The sequence below is a fragment of the Peribacillus sp. 05N428 genome (assembly GCF_056397085.1).
Map to the genome: position 1 here is coordinate 33,929 of NZ_JBFTMS010000002.1, position 17,824 is coordinate 51,752.

The window sequence follows — 17,824 nt, forward strand, 5'->3', positions numbered from 1 at the left end:
CCATGATATTATCAAAAGCGTCGTCACAATAGAACAAGCCATTAACAAGCTGCAGATGGTAAGTTAACATCCAGCAAAGAAACATTTCATTAGAACGAGCCATTAGCTCAGTTGGTAGAGCATCTGACTTTTAATCAGAGGGTCGAAGGTTCGAATCCTTCATGGCTCACCATTTTTTTCGGCCCATTGGTCAAGCGGTTAAGACACCGCCCTTTCACGGCGGTAACACGGGTTCGAATCCCGTATGGGTCACTTCTTTATATATATGCTTTACTGGTCCCGTGGTGTAGCGGTTAACATGCCTGCCTGTCACGCAGGAGATCGCGGGTTCGATTCCCGTCGGGACCGCCATTTTATTTTTATTCTAAAATAGAATATTTGGCTCAGTAGCTCAGTCGGTAGAGCAAAGGACTGAAAATCCTTGTGTCGGCGGTTCGATTCCGTCCTGAGCCATCCTTGTATAAACGCCTTTCCTTTAGGGCGTTTTTTTGTTATGCGTCTAGAGGATTCTGAATGAAATCTTGTAATAGATTGTTAACGTTTTGTAACATACCATTTTCGGCCAATTCGGGATATAACCCTCTTTTACCCTTGCTGGGCTTAGGCCCACTCCTTTTTCTGCAGTTTATTGAACTGTCCCCATTACCATATCTATTGGTACAAGTTGTCACCATTTATACAGTTCTATTACATTATGAAGTCTGTTTCTTGTTTTTTTTCTTAATATGGTAGAGTTATGAGTGATAAAAATCATTATAGAAATCAGTCATAAGTATCTGGATATTTAAATTGGACTAATAAATCTCAAATAAATTTGATTAGTTTCTTAATTGGTGACTGAGCCGTTAAGGAGGACAATATATGTTTAGCTCAAAAGGCAAGGGGATCATCCTGTTGATGGTTTCCGTCATTTTGGTGCTTGCGGGCAATCGGGTAACTGCTGCTGGGATATCGGAAACTACAACCATACAGCATGTTTATCTTAACGATGAGTTCGTCGGCAGTGTAACGGATGAAACGGAAATCGAAAACATCGTAGCCGAAAAGGTAGAGGAAGCACAGGAAGATTATCCTGATTTTACATTCGATAAGGAGACACAGCTGAAGTTCGTACCTGAAGAGGTATTCGATGAAGATGTTAAAGAGGATCAGGCTGTTAAGGGAATTCAAGATCAGTTGAATGTGAAGGCCGAGGCGTATGAAATCGACATAGATAACCAGGCGGTCGCTTATGTTGCGTCAAAGGAAGATGCAGAGGATGTTCTGGAGAAAATCACTTTATTATATGTAAATGAAGAGGAATACGCTGAATACGAATCAGGTAAAAAAGAAAGTGAAAAAGAAGCCGATTCGTTAAAAGAGCCAGGAAGCAGAATTCTCGACATCGAATTTTCACTTCCCGTTACGTTTAAAGAGACAATGGTATATCCAGACGAAATCAAGAGTGTCGATAAAACCCTTTCCATGATAGAAGAAGGGAAGGAAGAAACGACGATCTATGAGGCTAAGGAAGATGAAGATCTTGAAGCCATTGCCACTAGCCATGATATGGACCTGGATCAACTGCTGGAGCTGAATCCGGGACAGGATGAGGACAAAGGTGTTAAAGAGGGCGAGCGTCTCTATGTGACCCAGCGTACCCCCTATGTGAACGTAATGGTAGAAAGAGAAGTATTAAAGGAAGAGAGGATTCCTTTTGAAAAGAAAGTGAAGGAGGATGACGAACTTCCAAAGGGCGAACTCATTACTGAACAAATGGGGAATGAGGGGATTCTTGCGTTCACCTATAATGTATCTGAAACAAATGGAAAGAAAATCAGTGAGTCGATCGTAAAAAAAGAAGTCACGGAAGAAGCTAAAACGGAAATCACCAGAAAAGGCACCAAGGTCATACCTTCACAGGGCAGCGGTACATATTCATGGCCTGCAGATGGGGGCTATATTTCCAGTAAGCAGGGCCAGCGCTGGGGGAAACTTCATAAAGGTATCGATATTGCACGGCCAGCCACCATGACCATAACTGCAGCAGATCATGGGATAATCGAAACTGCCGGGAATTCCGGAGGATATGGAAATAAGATAACGATCAATCATAATAATGGGTATAAGACAGTGTATGCCCATTTGGATTCAATAGATGTAAAAGCGGGACAGAAGATTGAAAAAGGCATGAAAATTGGCATGATGGGTTCAACAGGTCACTCGACCGGTGTCCACCTCCATTTTGAAATATATAAAAACGGGTCCCTCGTTAATCCGCTAAACTATATAAGTCAGTAATCGATGGAAGTCTTCGAAAATTATTCGAAGACTTCTTCTGCTTCATTAATAGATGAGAATAATAGGAAAAAGGTGATTTAATGCCTATAAAATGATAAAGTAGAATAGAGACAATTTGCTTTCATTCCAGTGTTCAGCCCCTTTTATTGGGTATATATATGTAACTTTGCTGAAACTAGGTTGCGAAGCTTTGTGCAAGCAGAAGGAAAAGTGAATAAGGTCCCGGATAAGGACACGGTTTTTAATAGATTCAGTTCAGTTATTAAAAAGGAGATAAGTACATGGATAAAAAGATTCTGGTAGTGGATGACGAAAAGCCAATTGCTGATATATTACAATTCAATCTAAAAAAAGAAGGCTACGAAGTTTTTTGTGCTTATGATGGCAATGAAGCCCTCAAAATGGTGGAAGAACGGCAACCTGATTTGATTTTACTTGATATCATGCTGCCGCAGCGCGATGGGATGGAAGTATGCAGGGAAGTAAGGAAGAAGTATGAGACGCCGATCATCATGCTAACGGCAAAAGACTCGGAGATAGATAAGGTGTTAGGATTGGAGCTTGGTGCAGACGACTATGTGACAAAGCCATTTAGTACCCGGGAAATAATTGCCCGCGTTAAGGCGAACCTTAGACGTCAGCAAGCTGTTCCGGTTCCCGATCAAGAAAATGAACCGAAGGAAATTACGATAGGCACGCTCACTATCCATCCGGATGCCTATGTGGTATCCAAGCGTGGCGATACGATAGAATTGACGCATCGTGAATTTGAGTTGCTTCATTACTTAGCGAAGCACATCGGTCAGGTCATGACAAGGGAGCACTTATTACAAACCGTGTGGGGCTATGATTATTTTGGTGATGTGCGGACGGTCGATGTAACGGTCAGACGTCTTCGTGAGAAGATTGAAGACAATCCAAGCCATCCTGGCTGGATTGTAACTAGAAGAGGGGTCGGTTATTACCTGCGTAACCCTGAACAGGAGTAGTTTCTATGAAAAAGGTTGGTTTTTTTCGCTCAATTCATTTTAAATTTGTTCTGATTTATGTACTGCTCATTTTCGTGGCGATGCAAATAATCGGGGTATATTTTGTTGGGGAATTGGAAGAAAATCTTGTCGGGAACTTTACGAAATCAATAAAAGGTCACGTTAACCTGCTTACCTACAGTATTGGTGAAGAAATGGAAAAAGAGAGGGGAGAGGAAGATCCGACCCTCGAAGAAGCGATTGATGCGATATTGAAAGACCGGGATAATTCATCGAATGATATTTCGGAAGTACGTGTCATCGACACCCGCAGCAGACGCGTGATCGGAACTTCAGCCCGAGGTAACCAGGATATTGTAGGGAAGAAGACGACAGAGGTCCTCATTAAGAATACGCTCACTTTTGGAAAAGAAGATAGTGATATATTTCGCGATAAGAAAACAGGCAGGCGGCTCTGGGTCCTTTCGACACCCATTGAAGCAAATGGGGAGGTCATTGGCGCCGTCTATGTAATAGCCGAGATGGAGAATGTCTTTGAGCAGATGGATGAAATCAATAGCATCTTCATGACGGGTACGGCCATCGCTCTGGTCATTACGGCCATCTTGGGGATCCTGCTCGCACGAACGATCACTAGACCCATGTCTGATATGAGAAAACAGGCCCTTGTGATGGCAAAAGGGAATTTCTCCAGAAAAGTCAGGGTATATGGCGATGATGAAATTGGCCAGCTTGCCGTCACTTTCAATAATTTGACCAAAAAACTCCAAGAGTCACAATCAAGCACAGAAGGAGAGCGGCGAAAGCTATCATCTGTCCTTGCCAATATGACGGATGGCGTAATTTCAACGGACAGGCGCGGTCGGGTGAACTTGATTAATGAACCGGCGGCACAATTATTGAATGTCTCGAGTGAAACCGTCATGAACCAACCGATCATTGAGGTTTTGGGTCTTGAAGAAGAATATAAATTTGAGGATTTACTGGAAGAGCGAGAGTCCATTATCCTTGATTACAGCAAAAAAAATCATCCTTTCGTTTTGAGGGGGAACTTTTCGGTCATTCAAAAGGAAACGGGATTCGTTAATGGTTTGATCACTGTTTTGCATGATATAACAGAGCAGGAAAAAATCGAGAGCGAACGCAGGGAATTCGTTGCCAATGTATCACATGAACTGCGAACTCCGCTAACGACGATGAGAAGTTACCTGGAGGCGTTGGCTGAAGGTGCATGGAAGGACGAGGAAATCGCTCCATCGTTTTTAAGTGTGACCCAAAATGAAACGGAGCGAATGATCAGGCTTGTTAATGATCTGTTACAGCTTTCGAAAATGGACAGTAAAGATTATAGGCTTAAAACAGGCTGGGTGAATTTCAATAAATTCTATGACCACATCATCGATCGTTTTGAAATGTCGAAAAATGATGACATCACGTTTAAGCGTGATTTGCCGAAGGAAGCTTATTTTGTGGATATTGATGAAGATAAAATCACCCAGGTTCTCTATAATATAATCTCCAACTCATTAAAGTACTCACCTGAAGGGGGTCAAGTGACTTTCCGCGTCAGGGCATCTGATGGCTTTATCATTGTGAGCATTACAGATCAAGGAGTGGGTATCCCGAAAAACGTCATTGATAAAATATTCGACCGCTTCTACCGTGTGGATAAAGCAAGGGCCCGTAACTTAGGCGGGACAGGGCTTGGTTTAGCGATTGCAAAAGAGATGGTCGTGGCGCATGGAGGGAAAATATGGGCGGAAAGTGTGGATGGAAAAGGAACTACCGTGTTCTTTACACTTCCTTACGAACAGGAAGAAGAGGATGATTGGTCATGAATTTTGAACGTGCAAAAAGTATAATACTGATTATTTTGGTTGGGACAAGCATATTTTTGACATGGAGCATTTGGACGTACGAGCCTGAGTATGATCCATTTGAACAATCGTCGGAATTCATAAAGATTAAAAGCGATGTCCAGATTGTCAGTGATGTCATTAAACCAGTCAGTATCCTTTTCCATGGCAATGGGCAGCATTTCCAGACTTCCAATCCGGCAGAAATCAATGAAATGGAAAAAGAATTTTCGCAATGGCGTTTTAGAGGCATAAAAGAGATATCCGTAAACAGGCTGCAAAGGAAATTTGACGATTTTGTCCATGAAGATGGATCGATTGAAATCGAATTTTCCGATGATATTCCCATCTCTCTTTATAAAACGGTATTGAATATAACGGATAAGGAAGTGCCTGAATTTTGGTTTGATCGAATCATCATTAAACAAAAGAACATCAGTGGTAATGAATCTGCCGTTTATTTTGTTTCTTACGATCAGAGGAAGATTTATCAAGGTATGGTCGACTCTAAAAAACTAAGGAATTTCATGGATTCATTTTATCGGGGTTCTTACGATAAGCACCCTGAATACACGGCCGAAACGATAAACAGCAAAAGGACGCTGTTCGTCCCGGAAAACCCAGTGGAGATCAATAGACTTGAATATTATATCGACTATTTGGATATTGGAGACCTTAAAAGCGCTCTATTTATTAATCCGAAGTATGTACGACAGGAACCCGTTTCGGTCGGTGAGGAATACACGGATGGAACAAGACTGATGACGGTCAATAAAGACAATTACCTAATTTCTTATATCAATCCGGCACAAAAGAGCAAGTCATTTGGCAGTTCCAGTGACCTTTTGCAAAAAAGCATTGATTTCATCAATGAACATGCAGGTTGGGAAAATAACAATTACCGCTTTGCCTATATGTCGGAGAATGAACAACGAGTGGTATTCCGCTTATTCGTGAATGGTTATCCGGCCTTCAATGAATCTGGAATGACGGAAATCGAGCAAATTTGGGGGAAAGAAGAAATTTATAGCTATGACCGTCCATATTTTAAACTTGATTCAGTCCTCCCGTCAGTAGGATCGGCAAAGACTTTACCAAGCGGTAAAGAAGTAGTGAATCAGCTGAAATCGAAAGATAATGTCGATTTCAATAGCGTGGAGGACATCTCGATAGGCTATAGATTGGATAAATCCCTGGATTCCAAACTTGTAACTCTAGTTACACTCGAGCCCACTTGGTATTATCGTATCGGCGATAAATGGTTTATTGTGCCTTTTGATGACACGGGAGGCGATCGAAGTGGATTGGAATAATACAAAGTCAATTTTCATCATGGTTTTCTTCGTTTTGAATATTTTTCTTCTTTATCAATTCCTGGAAAAGATTAATGACTCCCAATATGAAAGTTTCACGGAGTCCACTACGGAAGAACTGTTGAAAGAAGATGAGATTTCAATAGAAACCCAACTTCCGAAACAAAAGTTGAAGGATCAATTCCTGATTGCCCAAAGCAAGACTTTCGAGAAGAAAGATATTCAGCACCTGAAAAATCAAAATGCAAAAATCATCGATGATAAGAAGCTTGTTGGTACATTTAAAACACCGGTTGGCATGAAATCGGAAATTCATGCTGCAGACCTTGATATATTCCTGAAGGAGTATATATTAAATGGAAATGAATATCATTTTTGGAGCTATGATGAAATCAGCCAGACCATCATCTGCTATCAAGTGGCAGATAAAAAGATGTTTTTTAATAATAGTAAAGGGAAGGTCACTCTATATCTGAACAAGAAGGGTGAAATCGTTTCCTATGAACAGATGTATTTAGAGGGGATCGAAAAATTCAATAAACCTAAAGAATTGGAATCTGCTATAACTGCTATTGGAGCATTGTATGACAATGGTGATATTGATCCCAAAAGTAAAGTCACGAATGTAAAATTGGGATATTACAATTCGCTGCAGACGACATCTGTGTCACATTTACTTGTGCCAACATGGTGGGTGGTCATTGATGACGAAACGGATCTCTTCGTGAATGCTTTTGATAAAGAGGTCATTGAATTGAATACAGAAGAAAAAATACTGGAGTGAGTATAGATGACAATGCATTTTAGTGTTCTCGCAAGCGGGAGTACAGGAAATGCCTTTTTCGTGGAAACGGAGGATCAATCATTCCTCGTCGATGCCGGCTTAAGCGGTAAAGCCCTGGAAGCATTATTTCAGGATATAGGCCGTGATATGTCCAAGCTATCCGGTATCCTTGTTACCCATGAACACAGCGACCATATTAAAGGTCTTGGCGTGGTTGCCAGAAAACATAAACTCCCGATATATGCGAATGCAAAAACATGGAATGCCATGGAGCGATCGATCGGTGAAATTGCAACCGAACAAAAATTCACATTTGAAATGGAACAGGTCAAAACGTTCGGCAGCCTTGATATAGAATCTTTCGGCGTTTCACATGATGCGGCAGAGCCAATGTTTTACGTCTTTCATCATGAAGATAAGAAACTTGTGGTCATTACCGATACAGGGTACGTAAGCGATCGGATGAAAGGAATCATCTCAAATGCCGATGCCTATGTATTTGAAAGTAACCATGATGTGTCCATGCTGAGGATGGGAAAATATCCATGGAGCATCAAGCGCCGGATTTTAAGTGATGTCGGACATGTTTGTAATGAAGACGCTGCCCTTGCAATGAGCGAAGTGGCCGGTGATAAGACCAAGCGGATTTACTTGGCCCACTTAAGCCTTGATAACAATATGAAGGATCTAGCAAGAATGTCGGTGGAACAGACGTTAAAGACAAAGGGGATCATCGTGGGTGAACAATTTTCCTTATATGATACTGACCCGAAAAGACCAACGGAACTTGTTACATTATAAATGAAAGGAATGGATGAGGGATACCTTGTTCATTCCTTTTTTATTTTTAAAAAATTTCGATTCGTAAGTTACGAATCGGATTAAAAGGGGTATCGTTTGGTTAGAACTGTATAGGTAAAAGGAAAAGGGCTGATACTAGTCAATTTTATGTTGCCCCTTAAATTAAGCATGCATTTTTTTAGAAAAATTTCGGTAATTGAGTATAATTGAGGGAGGATACCAAACAATAGAATTGCTATAATACATTCCTAAAATGAGAGGATGGGGCGGTCTTGGGTTATTATGATCAGAATGATGAGAACCAAAATAAACGGAAAAAAAGCCATACGAGCTATTTTCTAGCAGGCTTGGGGGGCGCCATCATCGGGGCCTTACTTATTTTATTAGCCTTTCCGGGAAGCGGACTGTTAAATAACGATGAAAACGAAATAACAACGGAAAAATCAACGGAGAGAAAGACCACGGAGCAGTCCCAGCAAAACCTTACTCTTGATGTAACAAGTGCCGTCACCAATGCCGTTGATAAAGCCAGCGACGCAGTGGTCGGCATCACTAACATTCAGGAAACGAACTTCTGGGGTCAAGGGAGCAACGCCGAGGACAGTTCGGCAGAAGCCGGCACAGGATCTGGAGTCGTCTACAAGAAAGATGGGGGCAAGGCCTATATCGTCACGAATAATCACGTCATTGAAGGAGCTAATGAACTTGAAGTGACATTAAGTGATGGCACTAAATTGCCAGCTGAACTACAAGGCAGTGACCCATGGACAGATTTAGCCGTCATTGTCGTTAATGGTGAAAAAATCAAAACCATAGCTGAATTCGGAAACTCCGGCAAATTGAAACCTGGCGAGCCCGTCATTGCCATTGGTAATCCATTAGGCCTTCAATTCTCCGGGTCGATCACACAAGGGATCATCTCCGGTTTGGAGCGCACGATAGAGGTGGATATCAATGAGGACGGACAAGTGGATTGGAATGCAGAGGTCATCCAGACCGATGCGGCGATTAATCCAGGTAACAGCGGAGGGGCACTCGTTAATATGTCAGGGCAGGTCATCGGAATAAATTCGATGAAGATTGCAGAAAATGCAGTGGAAGGAATCGGTCTTTCCATTCCGATCGATTCAGTGATCCCGATTATTAATGATATAGAGGAATTTGGTGAAGTGAAACGTGCTTTCTTGGGTGTTAACCTGGCATCTGTAGAAGAAATTTCCCAATATCATCAACAAAATACATTAAAGCTGCCAAGGAAAGTTACTTCTGGCGTTGCGATAACAGGCGTTCAAAGCAACTCTCCAGCATCCAAAGCAGGATTGAAGGAATTTGACGTCGTAGTTGGAATGGATAATGAAAAAATCCATGATGTCGTGGAATTAAGAAAATACCTTTACAATGAAAAACAAGTCGGTGATAAAGTTAAAATCATTTATTACCGTGACGGAAAGAAAGAAACAACGGAAGTCACGCTTTCAAGCAGCGAAATTTAAAGCACAAAAGGACAGGGGGTAGAAAATGCCTCCTGTCCTTTCTATTTCCTTGCGCTTTTCTTATTTTTTGTTACGATTACCTGTGGATATAAACTGAAATTAAAGATCTCAAGTGACTTGTGGATAATTGGGAATGGAAGTACTGGGAATAATGAATGGGAAAGGAGATATGAAAGATGAAATTATATTGCTGTCAGGAACATGTGGACATGGCGCTGGATGAAGTGGTATACGAATGTGAAACCTATCCTGTTTTAACGCTTGTTCCCGAAGAAAATCAGTTATCAACAACCTGTGAATATTGTCGAAACGTGGCAATATATCTAGTAGGGAACTAATATTCCCATACAAGATGTGGATAGATTTTGTGGATATGTGGATAACTTTTGTGGATAACATGTTTGTAACCTGTTCTTAACCTGTTCTTAACATTTTCCGAAGAGTAAAGCGGCGGGTGGAATGGTTTAGATCCAAGCATTTGGTAGTACGAATAATCAAGATAATTGTTCGGATTGGAACTAAGTCCAGCCGAATTTTTCAATAATGAAAGTTACCGTTGCCGCTTTCAGGGGCAGCGGTTTTTATTATAAAAGCATTAAAAATTGGAAAGGATATGCTTGTTTTGCTTATAGGTCACTGTAAGGTATGATAATAGGTAGGCAAATCCAACAATTGATAGTAAAAACATAATGAAAGCTAGAGGATATATATGAAAATAACGATTATTACTGTTGGCAAGCTAAAGGAAAAATACTTAAAGCAAGGAATTGCTGAATATACAAAAAGGTTAAGCGCCTATGCTAATATAGAACTTGTGGAAGTACCGGATGAAAAGGCTCCGGAGAACCTGAGTACAGCGGACATGGACATTGTAAAGCAAAAGGAGGGTGAACGAATCCTGGCCAAAGTCAGCCCGGACACCTACGTAATAACGCTTGAGATCAATGGAAAACAGCTTACTTCAGAACAGCTGGCCACTCATATGGATCAGCTCGCCACCTATGGAAAGAGCAAAATTGCCTTTATTATTGGCGGGTCGCTTGGACTTGGCACAGAGGTGTTATCAAGAAGCGATTATGCCCTTTCCTTCTCGAAAATGACCTTTCCGCATCAATTAATGAAATTGGTTCTTGTGGAGCAAATATATCGGGCTTTTCGGATAAATAGAAATGAACCATATCATAAATGATAGAGACTGATTCCGGGGGAGCTCCCCTTAATGTAATGGGTTAAAGTATTAAATCTTACTGTAATGAAAAGAGGGTAACGAATGAATAAAGAGTCCATTTATGGTTTAACATTCGAACAATTGACAGCGTGGCTTTCAGACCATGGCCATAAAAAATTCAGAGCTTCCCAAGTCTGGGAGTGGCTTTATAGAACACGTGTGACGAGTTTCTCTGAAATGACGGATGTTAATAAAGAGTGCATAAAATTACTTGATGAGCACTTTGTCATCCAGACTTTGACTGAGCACGTCAAGCAAGAAGCAGCGGATGGTACGATCAAGTTTCTGTTTAAATTACAGGATGGCAACCTTATCGAAACGGTTATGATGAGACATAAATACGGAATTTCGGTTTGTGTCACCACCCAAGTGGGCTGTAATATTGGCTGCAGTTTCTGTGCCAGTGGATTATTGGCCAAAAGCCGTGATTTATCCAGCGGGGAGATAGTGGAACAAATCATGAACGTTCAACTGCATCTGGATAAATTGGAACAAGGTGAGGTTGTAAGCCATGTTGTTGTAATGGGCATTGGCGAACCGTTCGATAACTTTGAAAATATGTTAGACTTTTTGAAAGTGCTCATGGACCATAAGGGTCTTGCTATCGCGGGCAGGCGCATTACTGTTTCGACAAGCGGCCTTGCCCATAAGATCTATGAATTCACCGATACCCAATTACAGGTGAATCTGGCCATCTCATTGCATGCGCCGAATAATGAGCTCAGGACGCAAATCATGAAGATAAACCGAGGCATCCCGATAGAAAAATTGATGAAATCTCTTGATTATTATTTAGAGAAAACGAATAGGAGAATTACGATCGAATATATCCTATTGAAAGATGTCAATGACCATCAAGAAGAAGCCGAGCAACTTGCCGATCTTCTTGATGACAAAAAACATCGTCTCTATGTCAACCTGATCCCATATAATCCAGTAGATGAGCATAGCCAATACCAAAGAAGTGATAAAGAGTCCGTTCTTTCGTTTTATGATACGCTGAAAAAGAGAGGCATCAATTGTAAAATCCGCCAAGAACATGGAACGGATATTGATGCGGCTTGCGGTCAGCTTAGAAGTAAACAAATCAAAAAAGCCGAAGCTAAGTAAACTCATTAAGAAAAAACAAAAAGAGGACGCATATTTTGCGGCCTCTTTTTTGTGTAATTTCATTATTTAGCTATTTCCTTTACCGAGGCGACTTCATACGTTGTAAGCTCGCTGCCTAGAATTGGAGATTCTTTTTTTGCTTCGCCGGAACCTGATTCAGGCCGTTTATGTGCAGATTTGAATGCATCGCTATTTCTCCAAGCCGTAAAGTTATCAAGGTTTTCCCAGTACATATTAACGCTCAGTTCATCGTGATCCGTCAAATTCTGCGTTAATAATACTTCAACTTTTACGAAGCCTTCCATCGTATCAAGTGGTCCTGGTGCAGTAAATCCTGGGGCCATGACTGCACCCATCCCTTTTTTGACTCTGATTCTATTCGTTACGATTATCATAAATGAGTCCTCCTTTTGGCCATCGGTTTGGAATATACGCCCTTTATTTCCGCAATTTCATACATATTTTAGCATATTGAAAGAAGCAGGGTCCATTTTGATTAACTCCAATCATGGGGCCCTGAAGACATTGTTTTAATGAAGACGGATGTTTCATTATATTGAAATAGAACAATTGAATTTGGATATTACAAGGTTTATCGATTCATATCGCGTATAATAGAACTCTGTATAAGGAAATTACGATTATGGGAACAATAAAGCAACATACTAAACAACAAAAGAGGCTGTTATATGAATGAATTGAGTTTTACTGATTATACATTAAGCGATGAAATTGTTAGGGCATTAGAAAGCTTGGGATATCAACGTCCAACCGAAGTACAGCGTGAAGTGATTCCAGTGGCGCTGAAAAAGCGGGATCTTGTCGTTAAATCGCAAACAGGAAGCGGCAAGACCGCTTCATTCGGCATACCGATCTGCGAAATGGTCGATTGGGAAGAGAATAAGCCTCAGGCGCTTATTTTAACACCGACACGTGAGCTCGCCGTGCAGGTAAAAGAGGATATTACGAATATTGGCAGATTTAAGAGGATAAAGGCTACTGCCGTTTATGGAAAACATCCATTCGCACTGCAAAAAGCGGAATTGAAACAAAAAAGCCATGTAGTCGTCGGAACCCCGGGGCGTGTTCTGGATCATATTGAGAAAGGGACATTCGCCTTGGAACGCTTAACTCATTTAGTTATTGACGAAGCGGATGAAATGCTGAATATGGGCTTCATCGAACAAGTGGAAGCCATTATTAAGGAGCTTCCGAAAGATAGAGTAACCATGCTGTTCTCTGCTACATTACCTGAGAGTATAAAAAAACTATGCAAGCAATATATGAAAGATCCTTTGGATATTGAAATCAAAGCAAAGGGTTTAACGACGGAGAAAATTGAACATGCCCTTATAGAAGTGAAAGAAGATGATAAGTTTTCCCTGCTTAGAGACGTAACCATCACGGAAAACCCCGATAGCTGCATCATTTTTTGCCGGACGAAAGATAGGGTGGATCAAGTATGTGAACAGCTGCTGGAACTGGAATATCCGTGTGATATGATTCACGGCGGCATGCTTCAGGAAGATCGCCTTGCAGTGATGAATGAATTCAGAAGAGGTGAATTCCGCTATTTGGTTGCAACAGATGTTGCTGCCCGTGGAATTGACATCGACAATATAACCCATGTAATTAACTATGACCTGCCATTGGAAAAGGAAAGTTACGTACATCGAACGGGAAGAACGGGCCGTGCCGGTAAAAAAGGAAAAGCCATTACTTTTGTGACGCCGTACGAAGACAAATTCCTTACCGAGATCCAAGAATATATCGGTTTTGAAATCCCTAAGATGACTGCTCCATCTAAAGAGGAAGTCTCCAATAAAAAAATGGAATTCGAAGCCAAATTGGAAGCCCGTCCAAAAATCAAGAAAGATAAAAGTGAACAATTGAATAAACAAATCATGAAGCTGTATTTTAATGGCGGCAAGAAAAAGAAACTCAGGGCTGTGGATTTTGTCGGAACCATCGCAAAGATTGATGGAGTGAATGCAGAGGACATCGGGATCATTACGATCCAGGATAATGTTTCTTATGTGGAAATATTGAATGAAAAGGGACCGCTTGTCTTGAAAGTGATGAAAAATACTAAAGTGAAAGGCAAGCTTTTGAAGGTTTCAGAGGCCTTTAAGAACTAAAGGTGTCGAATGAAAGAAGCGGGAAGACCGAAAATCGGTCTTCCCGCTTCTTTTTTATATGACTTGGGACAGGAACTTTTCGACCCACCGGGGGGAAATTCGACCTACACACAGATAATTCGCCCTCCCCCTACATGATCCGTCCTCACTGAAATAGTAGTTTTTTTGTTTATGAGGAGGTTAAGATTCTTTCTCCAAATTCTGTTTAACCGTCAAAACAGAGTGGTATATGAGGAAGGATCATGCAATTATTTCGAAACAATAAATACATCTGTTTGTAGAAAAAAGGGGTTTATCCAATTTTAAAACAAAGTTGATTGGAACGTAAGGTGCGAGACTCCTGCGGGAAAAGCGAGTGCCTGAAGTGGAAGTCAACGATCCTGTAGACAAACAACACGATTTAATCTGAATTCTTAGACATGGAGGGATTGAGTGGGATGACGAAAGCAAATGAAAGCGGAAGAATCGATGAGCAAAGTAAGCAGCGGCAGCTGGATCAATATCGAGTGGACGATAATGGGAAAAAGATGACGACTAACCAAGGTTTGCGAGTTTCTGAGGATGAGCATTCTTTGAAAGCGGGAACCCGTGGTCCAACTTTGATGGAGGATTTTCATTTTCGTGAAAAAATGACTCATTTTGACCATGAGCGTATTCCTGAGCGGATTGTCCATGCGCGTGGATCTGGTGCACATGGATATTTTCAGGTATATGAACCGATGACCGAATATACAAAAGCCAAGTTTCTTCAAGACCCTTCAGTGAAGACACCAGTATTCGTTCGTTACTCCACTGTGGCAGGTTCCCGCGGATCGGCAGACTCGGTCCGTGATGTAAGGGGATTTTCCACAAAGTTTTATACGGAGGAAGGAAACTATGATTTGGTCGGAAATAATATTCCGGTATTTTTTATCCAGGATGCCATTAAGTTCCCGGATTTAATTCATGCGGTTAAACCGGAGCCTCATAACGAAATACCTCAGGCGGCATCTGCCCATGATACGTTTTGGGATTTCGTCGCCAACAATGAAGAAACGGCACATATGGTCATGTGGCACCTATCTGATAGGGCCATACCTAGAAGCTTCCGTATGATGGAAGGGTTTGGTGTCCATACATTCCGTTTTGTAAATGAACAAGGCGTGGCCCATTTTGTTAAATTCCATTGGAAGCCTGTACTGGGAGTAAAATCACTTGTCTGGGATGAGGCACAGAAAATTGCAGGGAAGAATCCCGATTTTCACCGCCAAGATCTGTGGGAAGCGATAGATACCGGGAATTATCCTGAATTTGAATTTGGCGTCCAAATGATTAAGGAAGAAGATGAATTCAAATTCGACTTTGATATCCTTGATCCTACTAAACTATGGCCGGAAGAACAAATCCCGGTTAAAATAATCGGAAAAATGGTTTTGAACCAAAATACGGATAACTTTTTTGCAGAGACGGAACAGATAGCTTTCCATCCGGGGCATGTTGTACCGGGTATTGATTTTTCAAATGATCCGCTGCTTCAGGGACGTTTATTCTCATACACCGATACCCAGCTATCCAGATTGGGAGGACCGAACTTCCATGAGCTACCGATTAATAGGACGGTTGCCCCCGTTCATAATAATCAGCGCGATGGCATGCACCGGATGTCAATAAATCCAGGGCCGGTCAGCTACCACAAAAATTCCCTTGCAGGCAACTCTCCTGAACCTGCTGCGGAAGGAGAAGGCGGCTATGCACATTACCAGGAGAAGGTCGATGGCAGGAAGGTCCGGCAGCGCAGTGAAAGCTTCAAGGATCATTACAGCCAAGCTAAACTATTTTGGAATAGCATGACGGAAGTGGAGAAGGAGCATATTATTCAGGCTTTCCACTTTGAAGTGGGAAAAGTGAAAAGTAAGGATGTTCAGCAGCAAATTGTCGAGATGTTCAGCAATGTGGATGTTGAACTGGCCAAAACGATCGCCATGGGAGTGGGCGTGAATCCTCCAGCCAACAAAAGTGAGGTTCAAATGGACTTGGCTTCTCCAGCTTTAAGCCAGGAGCAAATGAAAGTGAACACGGCCGCAACAAGAAAAGTGGCTATCTTGGCTGCAGATGGTTTCAACGGTTCAGAGGTTAATCAAGTCTTGGAATCATTTAAATCGGCAGGTATAACGGCTGAATTCATCAGTCATAATCGTGGAGTGGTTACAAGTTCTGAAGGGCAGCAGGTCGAGGTGAACCAGACATTCCTGACAGCCGATTCGGTACTTTTCGATGCTGTATATGTGGCAGGGGGGCAGGGGAGTGTCGATGCTTTAATGGCATCCAAGGAACCCATTTACTTTGTTGATGAAGCCTACAATCATTTCAAAGCGATTGGTGCGGGAAAAGAAGGGGCCGAGATCTTATCGAAGGCAGGCATCATTTCCAATGATCCAGCTTCAGGCATTGTAGCTGTTACGGATAAAAATAGCGGTTCTGCCTTTATCGAGGCAATTGCCAAGCACCGTCACTGGAAACGCGCTTAATATCTATTGAAAACCCCCAGACTTGAAGTCTGGGGGTTTATTCAATAGATATTTCGTATCAAGCTACTTTGCTTTTTCTTCAAAAAGTGATGCAATGCCAACGATCACCTTAGTGGCCAATATCATATTATCAACGGAAATAAATTCATATTTTCCATGAAAGTTCTCCCCGCCCGTAAAGATGTTGGGTGTTGGCAGGCCCATATACGATAATTGAGATCCGTCCGTACCACCGCGTATTGGCGAGATTTGCGGTTTTATATCGAGTTTTTCCATTGCTTCATAGGCGATATCCACGATTTCCTTCACGGGCTCAATTTTTTCCTTCATGTTGAAGTATTGGTCGTGTAATTCGAGCTGGATTCGGTTTTGCCCATATTTTTCTTTTAAATCCTCGATTACTTTTGTTATATATTCCTTGCGTTCATTGAATTTTTGGCGGTCGAAATCCCTGATGATGTAAGAAAGTTTGGTCTCTTCCACATCACCATGAAAGGAAAGCAGATGATAAAATCCTTCGTAACCCTCCGTATATTCCGGTGCTTCTGCCGCTGGGAGCTTATTATGGAATTCCATGGCGATTTTTGCCGAATTCACCATTTTTCCTTTAGCCGTTCCAGGATGAATATTCGTCCCTTTGATCAGGATTTTGGCCGATGCTGCATTGAAGCTCTCATACTCAAGTTCTCCAAGCGGGCCACCGTCCACGGTGTAGGCAAATTGGGCATCAAAGGCATCTACATCAAACTTATGGGGTCCCCTGCCGATTTCCTCATCGGGAGTAAAGGCAACACGGATTTTTCCATGCTTGATTTCCGGATGCTGGATCAAATAATCCATGGCAGTCATGATTTCGGCAATTCCAGCCTTATTATCTGCTCCCAACAGGGTTGTCCCATCTGTTGTAATCAAGGTATGCCCTATATAGTTCTTAAGCGAAGGAAAATCATCAGGTGAAAGAATGACATCCAATTTTTCATGTAAAGTAAGATCTTTACCATCATAGTTGTCAACGATTTGCGGTTTTACATCTTTTCCGGTGAAATCCGTTGCTGTATCGACATGGGCCAAGAAACCGATTGTCGGGACATCCTTATTTGAATTGGCTGGCAAGGTTGCCATGACATAGCCGTTCTGATCCATTGTCACTTCCTTCATCCCAATGGATTGAAGTTCCTTGACCAATGCATTTGCCAATGTCAGCTGTCCGGGTGTAGAGGGGCATGAGGGATTTTCCTCATTTGATTGGGTATCCACTTTCACATAAGAAGTGAATCTTTCAATGATTTCATTTTTCACTTTTCCTTCAACTCCTTTCTCCCTTA

At 41.7% G+C, this 17,824-nt stretch carries 14 protein-coding genes and 4 tRNA genes; 16 read left to right on the forward strand and 2 right to left on the reverse strand.

The features are described from left to right. Nucleotides 1-96 precede the first annotated feature (96 nt). The 14 genes from AC1DIV_RS01860 to rlmN all read left to right on the forward strand — a co-directional run bounded on the left by AC1DIV_RS01860 (nt 97) and on the right by rlmN (nt 11,854). Nucleotides 97-172, forward strand: a tRNA-Lys gene (locus AC1DIV_RS01860). Between the two features lie 8 nt (nt 173-180). Next, a tRNA-Glu gene (locus AC1DIV_RS01865) sits at nt 181-252 on the forward strand. A 23-nt stretch (nt 253-275) separates the two neighbouring features. Next, nucleotides 276-351: transfer RNA gene (locus AC1DIV_RS01870), tRNA-Asp, on the forward strand. Between the two features lie 29 nt (nt 352-380). Beyond that, nucleotides 381-453: transfer RNA gene (locus tag AC1DIV_RS01875), tRNA-Phe, on the forward strand. Nucleotides 454-861: 408 nt separating this feature from the next. Beyond that, a complete protein-coding gene (locus AC1DIV_RS01880) occupies nt 862-2,280 on the forward strand; it encodes a peptidoglycan DD-metalloendopeptidase family protein (RefSeq protein WP_340878243.1) in 1,419 nt (472 codons plus the stop codon). Nucleotides 2,281-2,561: 281 nt separating this feature from the next. Further along, nucleotides 2,562-3,269, forward strand: a complete 708-nt coding sequence (yycF, locus tag AC1DIV_RS01885; protein WP_034316131.1) for a response regulator YycF — start codon at nt 2,562-2,564, stop codon at nt 3,267-3,269. 5 nt (nt 3,270-3,274) lie between these two features. After that, nucleotides 3,275-5,107 carry a cell wall metabolism sensor histidine kinase WalK gene (gene walK, locus AC1DIV_RS01890; protein WP_340878242.1) on the forward strand — a complete coding sequence of 611 codons (1,833 nt, stop codon included), beginning with the start codon at nt 3,275-3,277 and terminating at the stop codon, nt 5,105-5,107. Continuing rightward, nucleotides 5,104-6,438: a YycH family regulatory protein gene (locus AC1DIV_RS01895; protein WP_340878241.1), complete on the forward strand. Its 1,335-nt coding sequence runs from the start codon at nt 5,104-5,106 to the stop codon at nt 6,436-6,438. The genes walK and AC1DIV_RS01895 overlap by 4 nt, the downstream gene beginning before the upstream one ends. Beyond that, a complete protein-coding gene (locus tag AC1DIV_RS01900; RefSeq protein WP_340878240.1) occupies nt 6,425-7,222 on the forward strand; it encodes a two-component system regulatory protein YycI in 798 nt (265 codons plus the stop codon). The genes AC1DIV_RS01895 and AC1DIV_RS01900 overlap by 14 nt, the downstream gene beginning before the upstream one ends. A 6-nt stretch (nt 7,223-7,228) precedes the next feature. After that, a complete protein-coding gene (locus AC1DIV_RS01905) occupies nt 7,229-8,023 on the forward strand; it encodes an MBL fold metallo-hydrolase (protein ID WP_034316123.1) in 795 nt (264 codons plus the stop codon). Nucleotides 8,024-8,295: 272 nt separating this feature from the next. Then, nucleotides 8,296-9,516: a S1C family serine protease gene (locus tag AC1DIV_RS01910; protein WP_072272175.1), complete on the forward strand. Its 1,221-nt coding sequence runs from the start codon at nt 8,296-8,298 to the stop codon at nt 9,514-9,516. Between the two features lie 176 nt (nt 9,517-9,692). Continuing rightward, nucleotides 9,693-9,854: a CxxH/CxxC protein gene (locus AC1DIV_RS01915; RefSeq protein ID WP_065310847.1), complete on the forward strand. Its 162-nt coding sequence runs from the start codon at nt 9,693-9,695 to the stop codon at nt 9,852-9,854. 371 nt (nt 9,855-10,225) lie between these two features. Then, entirely contained in the window at nt 10,226-10,705 is a 480-nt protein-coding gene (gene rlmH / locus AC1DIV_RS01920) for a 23S rRNA (pseudouridine(1915)-N(3))-methyltransferase RlmH (protein ID WP_034316119.1), read from the forward strand. Nucleotides 10,706-10,786: 81 nt separating this feature from the next. Further along, nucleotides 10,787-11,854 carry a dual-specificity RNA methyltransferase RlmN gene (gene rlmN, locus AC1DIV_RS01925; RefSeq protein WP_340878239.1) on the forward strand — a complete coding sequence of 356 codons (1,068 nt, stop codon included), beginning with the start codon at nt 10,787-10,789 and terminating at the stop codon, nt 11,852-11,854. A 62-nt stretch (nt 11,855-11,916) separates the two neighbouring features. Here rlmN and AC1DIV_RS01930 read toward each other — a convergent pair whose 3' ends face one another. After that, complete coding sequence (locus AC1DIV_RS01930) at nt 11,917-12,249, reverse strand: heme oxygenase (RefSeq protein WP_318291585.1); 333 nt, start codon at nt 12,247-12,249, stop codon at nt 11,917-11,919. Nucleotides 12,250-12,543: 294 nt separating this feature from the next. Between AC1DIV_RS01930 and AC1DIV_RS01935 the strand changes: the two genes are divergently transcribed. Both AC1DIV_RS01935 and AC1DIV_RS01940 read left to right on the forward strand, forming a co-directional pair. Then, entirely contained in the window at nt 12,544-13,992 is a 1,449-nt protein-coding gene (locus AC1DIV_RS01935; RefSeq protein WP_202314933.1) for a DEAD/DEAH box helicase, read from the forward strand. A gap of 437 nt (nt 13,993-14,429) precedes the next feature. Continuing rightward, the gene (locus tag AC1DIV_RS01940; protein ID WP_340878236.1) at nt 14,430-16,499 is read left to right on the forward strand and encodes a catalase; all 2,070 of its coding nucleotides are present in this window, start codon (nt 14,430-14,432) and stop codon (nt 16,497-16,499) included. A gap of 63 nt (nt 16,500-16,562) precedes the next feature. On the opposite strand, the gene pepT is transcribed toward AC1DIV_RS01940, so the two are convergent. Further along, entirely contained in the window at nt 16,563-17,798 is a 1,236-nt protein-coding gene (gene pepT, locus AC1DIV_RS01945; RefSeq protein ID WP_340878235.1) for a peptidase T, read from the reverse strand. Between the last annotated feature and the right edge of the window lie 26 nt (nt 17,799-17,824).